This window comes from Nocardioides sp. CFH 31398 (assembly GCF_022436705.1).
Taxonomy (GTDB): Bacteria; Actinomycetota; Actinomycetes; order Propionibacteriales; family Nocardioidaceae; genus Nocardioides.
The window spans coordinates 73853-87156 of record NZ_JAKUHT010000001.1 but is presented as its reverse complement, the minus strand read 5'-3'; the positions used below and the strand labels follow the sequence as shown (position 1 = coordinate 87156).

At 74.8% G+C, this 13304-nt stretch carries 11 protein-coding genes; 6 read left to right on the top strand and 5 right to left on the bottom strand.

Annotation, left to right across the window (positions count from 1 at the left end):
- Positions 1-20 precede the first annotated feature (20 nt).
- From MJ876_RS00415 to MJ876_RS22035, 4 genes are read left to right on the top strand one after another with little or no spacing between them, the layout of a single operon-like run.
- Complete coding sequence (locus MJ876_RS00415; protein ID WP_240234070.1) at positions 21-782, top strand: IclR family transcriptional regulator; 762 nt, start codon at positions 21-23, stop codon at positions 780-782.
- A gap of 32 nt (positions 783-814) precedes the next feature.
- Positions 815-1330 carry a hypothetical protein gene (locus tag MJ876_RS00410; RefSeq protein WP_240234069.1) on the top strand — a complete coding sequence of 172 codons (516 nt, stop codon included), beginning with the start codon at positions 815-817 and terminating at the stop codon, positions 1328-1330.
- A 39-nt stretch (positions 1331-1369) separates the two neighbouring features.
- Positions 1370-2002 carry a copper resistance CopC family protein gene (locus tag MJ876_RS00405; protein WP_275694164.1) on the top strand — a complete coding sequence of 211 codons (633 nt, stop codon included), beginning with the start codon at positions 1370-1372 and terminating at the stop codon, positions 2000-2002.
- 2 nt (positions 2003-2004) lie between these two features.
- Positions 2005-4077, top strand: coding sequence for a cytochrome c oxidase assembly protein (locus MJ876_RS22035; RefSeq protein ID WP_240234068.1), 2073 nt, complete (start codon positions 2005-2007; stop codon positions 4075-4077).
- Here the strand turns inward: MJ876_RS22035 and MJ876_RS00395 are convergent.
- Complete coding sequence (locus tag MJ876_RS00395; protein WP_240234067.1) at positions 4057-4884, bottom strand: PhzF family phenazine biosynthesis protein; 828 nt, start codon at positions 4882-4884, stop codon at positions 4057-4059. The two genes, MJ876_RS22035 and MJ876_RS00395, sit on opposite strands and share 21 nt — an antisense overlap.
- 79 nt (positions 4885-4963) lie before the next feature.
- A complete protein-coding gene (gene sppA / locus MJ876_RS00390) occupies positions 4964-6721 on the bottom strand; it encodes a signal peptide peptidase SppA (protein ID WP_240234066.1) in 1758 nt (585 codons plus the stop codon).
- A gap of 168 nt (positions 6722-6889) precedes the next feature.
- Here sppA and MJ876_RS00385 point away from each other — a divergent pair, with 168 nt between their 5' ends.
- Positions 6890-10138, top strand: coding sequence for a heterodisulfide reductase-related iron-sulfur binding cluster (locus tag MJ876_RS00385; RefSeq protein WP_240234065.1), 3249 nt, complete (start codon positions 6890-6892; stop codon positions 10136-10138).
- 94 nt (positions 10139-10232) lie between these two features.
- On the opposite strand, the gene MJ876_RS00380 is transcribed toward MJ876_RS00385, so the two are convergent.
- Together MJ876_RS00380 and MJ876_RS00375 are read right to left on the bottom strand one after the other, a co-directional pair.
- Positions 10233-11120, bottom strand: a complete 888-nt coding sequence (locus tag MJ876_RS00380) for a type IV toxin-antitoxin system AbiEi family antitoxin domain-containing protein (RefSeq protein WP_240234064.1) — start codon at positions 11118-11120, stop codon at positions 10233-10235.
- Between the two features lie 59 nt (positions 11121-11179).
- The gene (locus tag MJ876_RS00375; RefSeq protein WP_240234063.1) at positions 11180-12121 is read right to left on the bottom strand and encodes a siderophore-interacting protein; all 942 of its coding nucleotides are present in this window, start codon (positions 12119-12121) and stop codon (positions 11180-11182) included.
- Positions 12122-12184: 63 nt separating this feature from the next.
- Here MJ876_RS00375 and MJ876_RS00370 point away from each other — a divergent pair, with 63 nt between their 5' ends.
- Positions 12185-12697, top strand: a complete 513-nt coding sequence (locus MJ876_RS00370) for a hypothetical protein (RefSeq protein ID WP_240234062.1) — start codon at positions 12185-12187, stop codon at positions 12695-12697.
- A 22-nt stretch (positions 12698-12719) separates the two neighbouring features.
- On the opposite strand, the gene dcd is transcribed toward MJ876_RS00370, so the two are convergent.
- Complete coding sequence (gene dcd / locus MJ876_RS00365; protein WP_240234061.1) at positions 12720-13295, bottom strand: dCTP deaminase; 576 nt, start codon at positions 13293-13295, stop codon at positions 12720-12722.
- Positions 13296-13304 lie beyond the last annotated feature (9 nt).

Sequence of the window (13304 nt, the reverse complement as noted above, 5' to 3'; positions counted from 1 at the left end):
GGGCGGCCTAGCCTGGCCGCATGAGTCAGGTGCCGGCGGCGACGAGGGCGCTGCGAGTGCTGCGCTTCCTCGCCTCGCAGCCGGGTCCGGTCCCCGTCGACCGGGTGGCGCGGGCGTGCGACCTGCCGCGCAGCTCGGCGTACCACCTGCTGGGGGCGATGGCCGAGGAGGGCTTCGTCGTCCACCTCCCCGACGACCGCGCGGTCGGCCTGGGGGTCGCGGCGTTCGAGGTGGGCAGCGGCTACGCCCGTTCCGAGCCGCTGGCCCGCATCGCCCGGCGTCCCATCGCCGACCTCGCGGACACCACCGGCCGGGCCGCCCACCTCGCGGTGCTGCACGGCCGTGACGTCCTGTACGTCGTCCAGGAGCGCGCCCCGGGCCGCCCGCCGCTGGTCACGGGCGTCGGCGTCCGGCTGCCCGCCCAGGTGACCGCCAGCGGGCGGGCGATCCTCGCCGCGCTCCCCGCGGCGCAGGTGCGGGCGCTGTTCCCCGCCGCCGACGCGTTCGTCACCCGCGAGGGCCACGGCCCGGCGAGCCCCACCGAGCTGCGGGCCCTGCTGGCCGAGACCCGCCAGCGCGGCTTCGCCGTCGAGAACGAGGAGGTGACGGCGGGGCTGGTGAGCGTCGCGGTCGCCGTCCTCGACCACACCGGGCACCCCGCGGCGGCCGTCGCGGTGACCTACGACCTCGACGACAGCGCCGTCCGTGAGGACGACGCGGTGGCGGCGGTACGGCGGACCGCCCGGCTGCTCGGCACCCGGCTCGGCGGCAGCGGCGGGTAGCCTCGGCGGTCGGACGTCGAAGGGCTTCACACATGCGCGGGGACATGCGCGGGACGGTGGTCGGCCTCGTCGTCGCCGCCGGCGCGACGTGGGCCCACCAGTGGGCGGGCGGCGGCACCGCCACCGCGGAGCCGACCCTGCTCCTGCTGGTCCTCGCCTCCCTGGCCGGTGGTCACGCCGTGGTGCGCCGCGGTCGGGCCGGGCTCCCGGCGCTGCTCGTGCTCGCCGGGCTGGCCCAGGCGGCCTGGCACGTCGTGCTGCCCTCGCACCCGATGCACGCGGGGCACGCGGGGCACGGCGACGTCGCCGCCACGGCGCTGGCCATGCTGGCCGGCCACCTGCTGGTCGCGCTCGTCACCGTCGCCGTCGCAGCGGGCGCCGACCGGGCGCTGGTCTCGCTGGCGCGGGACGCCGTGAGCCTCCCGCCGCCGCCCGCGGGCGTGCCCGCCGCCCCGTCGCTCGCCGTCACGCGGACGCCGCCCGGCGTCCGCAGCGCCCTCGCGGTCGCGCCGCACGGCGCCCGCGGGCCGCCGTCCGACGTGGTCTGAGCCCACGTCCGACCCCGCAGCACCCCTTCCGGAGCCCTCATGTCCCTGTCCCGCCCCGCGGCGCTGGCCGCCGCCCTCCTGCTCACCGTCCTCGGCGGCCTCACCCTCACCGCCGCCCCCGCCTCCGCCCACGCCTCGCTGATCGGCGCGAACCCCGAGGACGGAGCGACCGTCCAACGGCCCCCGACCGAGGTGTCGCTCGAGTTCAGCGAGGAGGTCTCCGAGCCGGCGTTCGTCTCCGTCACCACCGCCGACGGGATCGACGTCACCGGCGGCTCGGTGGCCGTCGACGGCGCTCGCGTCACCCGCCCCCTCGCGGCCGCCGCCGCGGCCGGGGAGTACACGATCGCCTACCGCGTCGTCTCCGCCGACGGACACCCGATCGAGGGCGAGACCACCTTCACCGCCGACCAGCCGGCGGCTGCGCCGAAGGCCAGCACCCAGCCCGGGGACGACGGCGGCGCCACCGAGCCGACCCCCGCCGACGAGGGCACGGCCGCACCGTCGGAGGACCCGACCACCGCCGACGGGTCCGACACCGAGCCCGCCGCCAGCCAGACCGACGAGTCCGACGAGGGCGGCGTCAGCACGACGGTCGTGGTCGTCGGTGTTGTGGTCCTCGTGGCGGTGGTCACCCTGCTCATGCTGGCGCGTCGCCGCGGGAACCGCTGACCGTGACCTCCACCGCCCCCCGCACCGCTCCGGAGGTCCCCAGGGACGGCTCCGGGGACGGCTCCGCGGACGCGGGCGCCCGCCGCACGCAGGCGGCCGCGGCGCTGCTCGCGGCCGCGGGGGCACTGGTGGTCCTGCTGCTCGTCGCGGGCGGGGCGCCCAGCCCCGCCCCGCCGGGCATCCCGGACCCCGGACCCGTCGTCGGCTGGGCGCTGCCCGCGCTCGACCTCGTCGGCCAGGTCGTCGCGGTCGGCGTCGTGAGCCTGCTGCTGGTGCCGCTGCTCACCCTGATCACGCTCCGCGACCCGCTCGCCCGCACGCCGCGCGGCGGCGGACCGGTGCGCGCCGTCGTCCCCCTCGCGCTGCTGTGGGCGCTGGTCGCTCTGCCGCAGGCCGTGACGACGTACGCCGACCAGCTCGCCGTCCCGCTGTCCGGGCTGAGACCGTCCGGGCTGATCGACGCCGCGGGGTCGTCGTCCCAGGTGCAGGCCCTGCTGCTCCAGGCCGTGCTCGCGCTCGTGCTGGCCGTGGTCGCGCGGACGGTCTCGACCGCCGGCGGCGCGGTGGTCGCCCTGGGCCTCGCCCTGCTCGCCGTCGTCCCGCCCCTGCTCGTCGGCCACGCCGGCGCCGCGGGCGGCGGCCACGGCACCGCCGAGGTCGCGCTGCTGTGGCACGTGCTGGGCGCGTCGGTCTGGGCCGGTGGCGTCGTGGCCCTGTGGTGGCACCTGCCCGCCCGCTCGGGCGTGGCGGACGCCGGTGCTGCCGCCGATCGTGCCGCGGCCCGCTTCTCCGCCGTCGCCGCGTGGTGCTTCGGGGTGGTCGCCGTCTCCGGCGTCGCCTCCGCGCTCACCCGCGTCACCTCGGTCGCCGACCTCGCCACCGGGTACGGCGCGGGGGGCGCCGCCAAGGTCGTCGTCCTCGGCGCGATCGGGCTGGTCGCGCTGCGGCTGCGGGGCATGGTCCGGTCCGCCTCGACGCCTGCGCGGACCTTCGCCGGCCTCGCGGGCATCGAGGTCACCCTGATGGCGACCGCGTTCGGCCTCGGGGCCGCCCTCGCCCGCACCCCCACCCCGCCCACCGGCGTCGTCACCCGGGCCGAGTCGGTCCTGGGCGGGCCGTTGCCGGACCCGATCAGCCTCGGCGGGGTGCTGTGGTCGTGGCAGCCGTCCGGCGTCGGGCTGAGCGTCGTCCTGCTCGGTGGCGCCGCCTACGCCGTCGGCGTCCGCCGCCTGGTGCGTCGCGGCGACTCCTGGCCGGTGCTGCGGACGCTCTCCTTCACGCTCGGCCTGCTGCTCGTGCTGTGGTCGACCTCGGGCGGCCTGGGCGTGTACGCCGGCGTCCTGTTCAGCGCCCACATGGTCGCCCACATGGTGCTGTCGATGCTGGCGCCGATCTTCCTGGTGCTCGGCGCCCCGATCACCCTCGCGTTGCGCGCCCTCCCCGGCCCCGACGTGCCCGGCGGCACCGGCCCGCGCCAGCTGCTGAGCGCGGCGCTGCGCTCGCGCGTCGCGCAGGTCGTCAGCCACCCGGTCGTGGTGGCGGTGATCTTCGTCGGCAGCCTGTACGTCGTCTACCTCGGCGGGCTGTTCGACGTCCTCATGGACCACCACCTCGGCCACGCCGCCATGGAGATCCACTTCCTGGCCTCGGGCTACCTGTTCTTCGAGATCCTCATCGGCGACTCCCCCATGCGGCGCCTGCCGCACGTCGCGCGGCTGGGGCTGCTGATGGTGACCATCGCCTTCCACGCGTTCTTCGCCGTCGCGGTGATGTCGAGCGAGCTGGTGATCGGCGCGGACTACTACGACGCCCTCGGCTTCGCCCGCGACCCGTCGTACGACCAGTACCTGGGCGGCTCCGCCACCTGGGCGCTGGGCGAGCTGCCGATGGTGCTGCTGGTCGTCGTGCTGCTGTTCCAGTGGTTCCGCGACGACGACCGCGAGGCCAAGCGTCGCGACCGCTCCGGCAACGCCGAGGCCGAGCTCGCGGCGTACAACGCGATGCTGGCGCGGGCGGCCGGCCGGGACGCCGCCGCCACCTCCTCGCGAGGCGGCTCAGAGCGCGACGGAGCCTGACACCACCGTCCGGGTCGCGCCGCCGATCCACACGTCGTCGCCGACCTGCTCGACGACCACCCGGCCGTCGCGGCCGATCGCCGTGCCCTGCCGCGCGACGTACGACGGCGGGAGGGCGCCGGTGCCGATCAGCCACACCGCGAAGCCGGCGTTGAGGCTGCCGGTGACGGGGTCCTCGTCGACCCCGATGCCGCCCGCGAAGGCGCGGACCTCGACGTCGGCGGGACCGCCGTCGCCGTGCGGACCGAGGACGCCGAGGTGCAGGTCGGCCATCACGGTGCTGTCGGGGACGATCGCCAGGACGTCGTCCGCCGAGGCCAGCTGGAGCCCGAGCCAGCCGGGACCGTTGTCGATCCAGGCGGCGGCGACCAGGCGGTCGCGCCCGACGCCGACCGACGCCAGCGCCTGGTCCAGCGTGGCGTCGTCGACCTCGCCGTGGCGGAGGAACCCGGGCGCGGCGAACGAGAGCACGTCCTCGCGACGCACCGTCACGAGCCCGACGCCGCACTCCTGGGCGACGACACCCGCCTCGCGCGGCGCACCGCCCGCCTCGAGCCACGCGTGGGCGGTGCCGAGGGTGGGGTGGCCGGCGAACGGCAGCTCCCGGCCGGGCGTGAAGATCCGGACGCGGTAGTCCGCGGCGGGGTCGGTCGGCGGCAGGAGGAAGGTCGTCTCCGACAGGTTCGTCCACCGCGCGAACGCCTGCATCGTGGCGTCGTCCAGACCGTCGGCCCCGTGGACGACGGCGACCGGGTTGCCGCTCAGCGGCCCTCGCGCGAACACGTCGACCTCGGTGTAGCTCAGCACGGCCCGACGCTAGCGATAGCTGGCCGAGGTGCGGACGAGGTCAGCGCTGGCGCGCCCCACACCTCGACCACCGGGCGGGCTACCGCAGCCGCAGGTCGAGACCCATCGTGAGGACGCCGGTGGTGGGCGGCAGGCCCACGAGGCCCAGCAGACGCGCGAGGAGCGGCTGGTTGTCGCCGCCGAGCAGGACGCCGGCCGCGGCGGCCGGGGACTGGCTGTTCTCCGGCTGCTGCAGCGCGGCCAGGGGGCCGGTGCGCGGCCAGGTGCGGACGTCGGCCTTCCTCCGGCTCACCGACGCCAGCTCGCACGCGACGTCGATCGCCCGCGACAGGCCGCCGAGCTCGTCGACGAGACCGATCTCGTGGGCGTCGGCGCCGGTCCAGACGCGCCCGCGGGCCACCTCACGGAGGTCGCCGACGGCCATGTCGCGGTCGCGGGCGGCCTTGCCGGTGAAGTCGTCGTACACGCGGTCGAGCCAGCCCTCGAGCCGCGCCCACTCCTCGTCGTCGAAGCCGCGGTCGGAGGAGAACATGTCGGCGTAGCGGCCGACGGCGACCGTCTCCTGCGCGAGCCCGACCTTCTCGAACGCCTCGCGGAGCACCTGCTTGCCGGCGAGCACCCCGATGGAGCCGGTGATCGTGCCCGCGGTGGCCAGCACCCGGTCGCAGGGCATGGCGATGAAGTAGCCGCCGGACGCCGCCACCGAGCCCATCGAGGCCACGACGGGCGTCCCGGCCTCACGCAGGCGGTGGATCTCGCGGTGGACGGTGTCGGAGGCGGCGTACGAGCCGCCCGGGCTGTCGACCCGCAGGACGACGGCCTTCACGGCGTCGTCGCGGCCGGCCGAGCGCAGCGCGGCGGCGAGGGTGTCGGAGCCGACGCTGGGCCCGCCGAGCGGGCTGGAGGGCCCGGACCGGCCCAGGCTGATCGCCCCGTGGGCGCCCACGACGGCGATCACCGGGTCGTCGGTGGCACCGGGCAGCGTGCCGACGAGGTTCTCGACGACGGACGACAGCCCGCCGGTGCCGGAGTACTTCTCGACGTACTTGAGCGCCACCGACCCCTTCTCGACGTCGGCGGGCGAGGCCCCGAGGTCGTCGTACACCTCGTCGCGGTAGCCGACCCGGTCGACAAGGCTGCGCTCGAGCGCCTCGTCGGCGGTCAGCGGCCCCGCCTCGAGCGCGGCGCGGACGGCCTCGCGGGTCAGCCCGCGGGCGGAGGCGACGTCCGCGACGAGCGTGTCGGTGGCGGAGGTGACCAGCCGGGTCGTCATCTCGCGCACCGGCTCGGTCATCGAGGTCCGCAGGAAGGTGTCGGCGGCGGACTTGTACTCGTGCCGTTGCGCGATCTGCGGCTCGACGCCGACCTTGTCGAGCGTGCCGCGCAGGAATCGCGCGCGGGCGGAGATGCCGACGAGCCCGACGTCGCCGCTGGGCTGGACCCAGACCTCCTCGAAGGCGCTAGCCAGGTGGTACGAGGTGTTGCCGGGCCCCATCTCGCCGTACGCCTCGGACCAGACCACGGTCCGCTTGCCGGCCTCGCGGAGCGTCGCGACGGCGGCCCGGAGCTCCGCGGACTGCGCCAGCGTCGGCTCCCACGTGCCGACGTGGCAGACGAGCCCGGTCACGTCGTCGTCCTCGGCGGCCTCCTCGAGGGCCTTCACGACAGTCCGCAGCGACGGCGTCCGGATCGAGCGCAGCGCCTCCAGCGGCGAGGCGGGCGGCGTCTCGGTGACGCCGCGTCCGAGCTCGAGCTCGAGCAGGACACCGGGGCCGGCGCCGACGAGGGTCCGCAGACGGCCGGGGAGACGGGAGGTCAGGGCTGTCGGGAGAGCCATGGACCCACGCTAGCCAGGTGTGCCGCACACCACGCGCCGATCAAGTTACCCGCGGGTAGTGTGTGCGGGTACCGGATCGGTGCCTGACGCCCGCGTACGCCGTCCCTAGGCTGCGCGAGTGCCCACCCGACGCGGAGGGCCGGCTGGGAGCAGAGGAGAGTCCCCCGCATGCTGCAGATCGTCGCCATCGTCGTCTCGCTGGCCATCACGGTCGTCGGGATCGCGCTGTTCGTACGCGCGATCCAGGAGATCCTGGGCGTCATCCGCGCCGGTCAACCCGCGATGTCGCGCACCAACGACCCGGGCGCCCGGACGGTGACCCTGCTGAAGGAGTCCCTGGGCCACACAAGGATGCTCCAGTGGGGCGTCGTCGGCGCCGCCCACTGGATCGTCTTCGTCGGGTTCGGCCTGCTGTTCTTCACGCTCCTCACCGCGTTCGGCCAGCTCTTCGACGCCCACTTCGCGCTGCCGCTGATCGGCCACTTCCCGCCGTACGAGTGGGCCAGCGAGGCGTTCACCTGGGCGATGACGTTCGCGATCCTCGGCTTCATCTACTACCGCGCCACGCGCCCGAAGGAGCGCGTCCGCGGCAAGCCGGGCCGGTTCTACAAGTCGACGATGTGGCAGGGCTACTTCGTCGAGGGCGTCATCCTCGGCGTCGGCCTGTGCATCATCACGCTGCGCGGCCTCGAGTACGCGCTCTTCACGACCGACGAGCCCGACCTCGCCTCCCCGCTGCACTTCCCGCTCACCTTCTGGCTGGGCGAGCTGTTCTCCGGCCTGTCGGTCCCGACGATCGAGAACCTCATCTACCTCGTGGCGATGCTGAAGATCGTCATCTCGTTCACGTGGATGATCGTGCTCGCGCTCAACACGACGATGGGCGTCGCCTGGCACCGCTTCACCGCGTTCTTCAACATCTGGTTCAAGCGGGAGTCGTCCGGCCGGACGGCGCTCGGGGCGGTCAAGCCGCTCACCAACGCCGGTCAGCGCGTCAGCCTCGACGACATCGAGGAGCTCGACGAGGACGCCTCGCTGGGCGTCGGCAAGATCGAGGACTTCTCCTGGAAGAACATCCTCGACTTCACCTCGTGCACCGAGTGCGGCCGCTGCCAGAGCCAGTGCCCGGCGTGGAACACCGAGAAGCCGCTGAACCCCAAGCTGATCATCACCCAGCTGCGTGACCACGCCTACGCGCAGGCGCCGTACCTCCGCGCCGCCGAGGGCGAGCGCGAGCAGGTGCTGGCCGGCAGCGACACGCTGACCAAGGAGGTCGAGCGTCCGCTCATCGGCGACGAGGCGGCGTACGGCGTCATCGACCCCGAGGCGCTGTGGTCGTGCACCTCGTGCGGCGCGTGCGTGCAGCAGTGCCCGGTCGACATCGAGCACGTCGACCACATCATCGACATGCGTCGCCACGCGATCCTGGTCGAGAACAACTTCCCCGCCGAGCTGAACCAGCTGTTCAAGGGGATGGAGAACAAGGGCAACCCCTGGAACCAGTCGCCCAAGGCGCGGATGGAGTGGGCCAAGGGCCTCGACTTCGACGTCCCCGTCGTCGGCGAGGACATCGAGGACCTGGACTCCGTCGAGTGGCTCTTCTGGGTCGGCTGCGCCGGCGCCTACGAGGACCGCGCGAAGAAGACCACCCGCGCCGTCGCCGAGCTGCTGCACATGTCGGGGACGACGTTCGGCGTCCTCGGCAACGGCGAGACCTGCACCGGCGACCCCGCCCGCCGGGCGGGCAACGAGTTCGTCTTCCAGGGCCTCGCGACGCAGAACGCCGAGACGCTGACCGAGGCGAAGGCGAAGAAGGTCGTCTCGACCTGCGCGCACTGCTTCAACACCCTGAAGAACGAGTACGCCGAGTTCGGCGTCGAGCTCGAGGTGGTCCACCACACGCAGCTGCTCAACCGCCTCGTGCGCGAGGGCAAGCTGACGCCCGTCAAGGACGGCGCCGGCGCGGCGAAGCGGTCGATCACCTACCACGACCCCTGCTACATCGGCCGCCACAACGGCGTCTACTCGCCGCCGCGCGAGCTGCTGCAGGTGCTGCCCGGCGCGGAGATGGCCGAGATGGAGCGCAACTCGGAGCGCTCGTTCTGCTGCGGCGCCGGTGGTGCCCGCATGTGGATGGAGGAGAACACCGGCGAGCGGATCAACATGAACCGCACCGCCGAGGCCGTCGGGACCGGCGCCGACCAGATCGCCGTCGGCTGCCCCTTCTGCCGCGTGATGCTCTCCGACGGGCTGACGATGATGCAGTCCAAGGGCGAGGCCCGCGAGGAGGTCGAGATCCTCGACGTCGCGCAGATGCTGCTCGCGTCGGTGAAGGGCGAGGCCGCCACCAAGGCCCTCGCCGGGACCACGGCGAAGGCCGCGAACTCCCCCGCCCCCGCCGCCCGCGCCGACGAGGCCACCCGCGACGAGCCGGCCCCGTCCGACGACACCCAGACCGCCGGCACCGTCACCGAGACCTCGGACGCCGGGCCGCTGGCCAAGGCCTCCGGAGGCACGTCGCTCTTCGACGACCCCGCCCCCGCACCTCGGACGCCGACCACCTCGCACGGCGACGCCCCCGAGGAGGAGGCGGAGGCCGCCACGCCCGCCTCGTCCGGGGGGTCGCTGTTCGACGTCTCGACGCCGGAGCCCGAGCCCGAGGCGAAGAAGCCGGAGCCCGCGCCGACCGAGGACGCCGGTCTCGGCGGGTCGATGTTCGACATCCCGGCGGGCAAGCCCGAGGCGAAGAAGCCGGAGCCGGCCCCCGAGCCGACGGCGAAGGCCGAGCCCGCGCCGTCCACGGGCGGGTCGATGTTCGACATCCCGGCGCCCGAGCCCGAGGCCAAGAAGTCCGAGCCCGAGACGGTGCCGGAGCCCGAGACGGAGCCGGTCGCCGAGACGGAGCCGGAGCAGCCGGCGGGTGACGCCGGGTTCGGCGGGTCGCTGTTCGACATCGCCGCACCCGCGACGCCGGAGCCCGAGGCCGAGAAGCCGGAGCCCGCACCCGAGCCGGCCCCGGAGCCAGCACCCGCGGCGGAGGCCGAACCGGCGAAGCCCGCGGAGCCCGAGGAGCCCGAGGAGCCCGCCGGGTTCGGCGGCGGGTCGCTCTTCGACATCCCGGCCCCCACCGCCGAGGCGGAGGCCGTCGCCGAGGAGCAGGAGGCCGACGAGCCCGAGCCCACCGCGCCGTCCGGTGCCGACGTCAGCGAGGCGGCGACCGCCCTCACCGCCGACGACCCGGAGCCGGCACAGGACCCGGAGCCCGAGCCGGAGCCCGAGCGGGAGCCCGAGCCGGAGCCCGAGCCGGAGCCCGAGCCGGAGCCGGAGCCCGAGCCGGAGACGAAGGCCAGCTCGAACGGGCAGGCGAACCAGCCGAAGACGAACGTCGACCTCGGTGGCTCCCTGTTCGACATCTAGGCCGCGAACTGTGGTGGATCGTCTGAACCTGGTTCGGACGATCCACCACAGTTCTCGCATCGCAGGGGTTCGACCTCGAGCAGCGCCGCGATCTTCACCGCCGTCGAGCACGCGCGCGGCATGACCTGCCCGTAGCCGAGCCTGACGGTGCGCAGCCCGTCGAGGGCGGCGTCCAGGTCCCGCTCGAGGTCACGGTCGCGCGCCCGGGCCGTCGAGTGGAAGAGGCGCGGCCGTCCAGCTCCACCACCAGGCCGTGCCGGGGGTACAGCACGTCGCGGAGCATCGGACGACCCGCACGGTCGCGCGCGGGCGCCTGCAGCACGCCGCGCGGGAGCCCGTGGGCGCGTTCGACCCGTCGGCGGTAGGCCCGCTCGAGCACCGAGCAGGTCCCGGCCTCCACGTCGTCGAGGATCTGGTCGATCAGCAGCCGTCGGTGCATCCGGGGCGACGCCGACATCGCCTGCCGCAGCCGGTGGGCGGTCGTCCGTCGTCCGCCACACGCCTCGGCCAGCCACCCGACCGCCGCCATCTCGGTGGCGGCCCGGTCGGCGACGTGCAGGACCGCCGCCTCGTAGCGCAGCACCGGCGGGTGTCGTCGCCAGAGCGCGAGGTCGTCGAGGCGGGCCACCCGCCGGACCACGACCCCGTCCGGCGCCGCGACGTGACGCCCACGCTCGACCGCGACCCGGACGACGTCCTCGGACAGCTCCGACCGGCCCGGGCCCTCGGCGGCGCGGAGCGCGGAGTGGGCGTCGAGAACCGCCGGCCAACAGGCCAGGACGGCCGCCCAGGCCCGTTGCAACCAGCTCAGCGGCCCGGTGTGGGTCACGTACACGCCGGGGTGCACCGCGACCCACTCGCGGCGGCGCACCAGCCGTTCGACGGCGGTCGAGGTCATCCCCGCCGCCAGCGCCTGGCGCCGCGCGACGACGCCGTCCTGGAGGTCGACGAGCTCGCGCAGGGCGGGAGGCAGCGGCGTCATGCCGGAGTCCTCCCCCGCCGGAGCCGTCGCGAACCTGCGGGTCGTGGGCCTGTGGAGAACTAGCCCTTCATCGCGACGCCCTCGCGCCAGTAGCCCATGAAGGCCACCTGCGAGCGGTCGACACCCAGGTCCCTCACCAGGTGGCGGCGCAGGCCGGTGACGACCTTCGCCTCGCCCGCGATCCAGGCGTAGAGGCCGGAGTACGGGCCGGCCTCGGGGGTGTGGGCGACCTCTGGGGTGTCCCACACGAGGTCCTCGACCTCGTCGTCGGCGACCTGGGGCGGGGCCTGGCGCCAGTCGTCCTCGCCGAGCCGGCGCAGGGTGGCGGCCCACAGCCGCGCGCCGCGCTCGGCGCCGTCGCGGGGCAGCCACTCGACGTCCACGCCCTCGGGACCGCGGAGGTCGTCGAGGACGTCGGCGGAGGTCGGCACCTCGAGCAGCACGCAGCCCCGCGCGTCGGCGGGCAGGTCGCGCAGGATCCCGTACGCCGCGGGCACGGCCGTCTCGTCGCCGACGACGAGCACGCGCTCGGCGTCGCCGGGCGCGAACTCGATGCCGCCCCACTCGGCGTCGCGGCGGGGACCGATCACGATCGCCTCCGCGCCCGGGGCCGCGGCCAGCGCCCAGGCGTTGCCCGGCCCGGACGGTCCGTGCTCGTGGACGACGACGTCCACGACGACCTGGCGGGCGACGCCGTCGCCGACGACGTCGCGCGGGGTGTAGGTCCGCATCGAGCCGCGCTCGGCGTCCGGCAGCGCCAGCCAGGCGGCGTACCAGTCGGCGGCGGGGTCGAGGTGCGGCAGCGTGCCGGCCACCCCGGGGAAGATCAGCTTGATGCGCTGGTCGAGCATCGGGCCCTGCGTGCCGAAGTCGGCGAGCGCGTCCCCGCCGAGCCACACGCGGACGAACGAGGGGCTCACCCGCTCGGCCCGGCGGACGACGACCCGGTCGACGACGCTGCTCGGGACGGCGGGGGCTTCGTCGACGGCCTGGGTGCTCATGTTAGGTAAGCCTAACTTGCCTCGGCGCCCGCCGTCGACCGCGGTGGTGCCTACCCTGGGGCGGTGCCGAGCAAGCGGGACCGCAAGCAGCAGCGCAAGGCGATGGTGCGGGAGCACGAGCGGGCCCGGCGACGGGAGGGCCGCACGTCGCTGCTCGGGGTGCTGGGCGCCACGGCGCTGCTCGCCGCGGGCCTGGTGGCGATCCTCGTCGCCTCCGACGTCGGCGACGGTCCTGCGCCGCCGGCGTGGCTGGTGGTCGGCACCGCGGTGGCGTCCTTCGGGCTCGTCGCAGCGCTCGTCGTACGCCGGCGCGGGGCCGGGCCGGGGCGACGGCGCAACGCCACGCTGGGGGCGGTGTGCGCCGCGGGCGTGGGCGTCGCCCTGCTGGCCTCGGTGGTGCTGGCGACCTCGGGCGGCGGGGACGCGGCGTCCGCGGCAGCCTTCGCCGCGACGATGCTCGTGCCGTTCGCGCTGATCCTCGTGGTGGGCACGCTGCTGCCCGAGAAGGCACTGGCCCCCAGCGGGAACGAGAGCGCGACCCAGTCGACCGACGCCGCGCTGCGGATGCTCGACTGACCCGCGGCGAGCGGGCCGCGGGTCAGATGCGGGTGCGCAGGAAGTTCGCCGACGACCGCGAGGGCGTCGGGCCGCGCTGGCCCTGGTAGCGCGAGCCGTACTTCTCCGAGCCGTACGGGTGCTCCGCCGGCGAGGAGAGCCGGAAGAAGCAGAGCTGGCCGATCTTCATGCCCGGCCAGAGCTTGATCGGCAGGTTGGCGACGTTCGCGAGCTCCAGCGTCACGTGGCCGGTGAAGCCGGGGTCGATGAAGCCGGCAGTCGAGTGGGTCAGCAGGCCGAGGCGACCGAGCGACGACTTGCCCTCGAGGCGCGCGGCCACGTCGTCCGGCAGGCGCACCGACTCGTAGGTCGAGCCGAGGACGAACTCGCCGGGGTGCAGGATGAACGGCTCGTCGCCGACGCAGGTGACCTCGCGGGTGAGGTCCGGCTGGTCCTCGGCGGGGTCGATGTGCGGGTAGCGGTGGTTCTCGAAGGTGCGGAAGATCCGGTCGAGCCGCACGTCGACGGAGGACGGCTGCACCATCTCGGGGTCCCAGGGGTCGAGGACGATCCGGCCCTCGTCGGCCTCGGCGAGGATGTCGCGGTCGCTCAGCAGCACGGCCCGAGA

What these genes read in the sequence shown, in the direction of transcription:
- MJ876_RS00415 (WP_240234070.1), top strand. Translation starts at nt 21, where the DNA reads ATGAGTCAGGTGCCGGCGGCGACGAGGGCGCTGCGAGTGCTGCGCTTC.
- MJ876_RS00410 (WP_240234069.1), top strand. Translation starts at nt 815, where the DNA reads ATGCGCGGGGACATGCGCGGGACGGTGGTCGGCCTCGTCGTCGCCGCC.
- MJ876_RS00405 (WP_275694164.1), top strand. Translation starts at nt 1,370, where the DNA reads ATGTCCCTGTCCCGCCCCGCGGCGCTGGCCGCCGCCCTCCTGCTCACC.
- sppA (WP_240234066.1), bottom strand. Translation starts at nt 6,721, where the DNA reads ATGGCTCTCCCGACAGCCCTGACCTCCCGTCTCCCCGGCCGTCTGCGG.
- MJ876_RS00385 (WP_240234065.1), top strand. Translation starts at nt 6,890, where the DNA reads ATGCTGCAGATCGTCGCCATCGTCGTCTCGCTGGCCATCACGGTCGTC.
- MJ876_RS00380 (WP_240234064.1), bottom strand. Translation starts at nt 11,120, where the DNA reads ATGACGCCGCTGCCTCCCGCCCTGCGCGAGCTCGTCGACCTCCAGGAC.
- MJ876_RS00375 (WP_240234063.1), bottom strand. Translation starts at nt 12,121, where the DNA reads ATGAGCACCCAGGCCGTCGACGAAGCCCCCGCCGTCCCGAGCAGCGTC.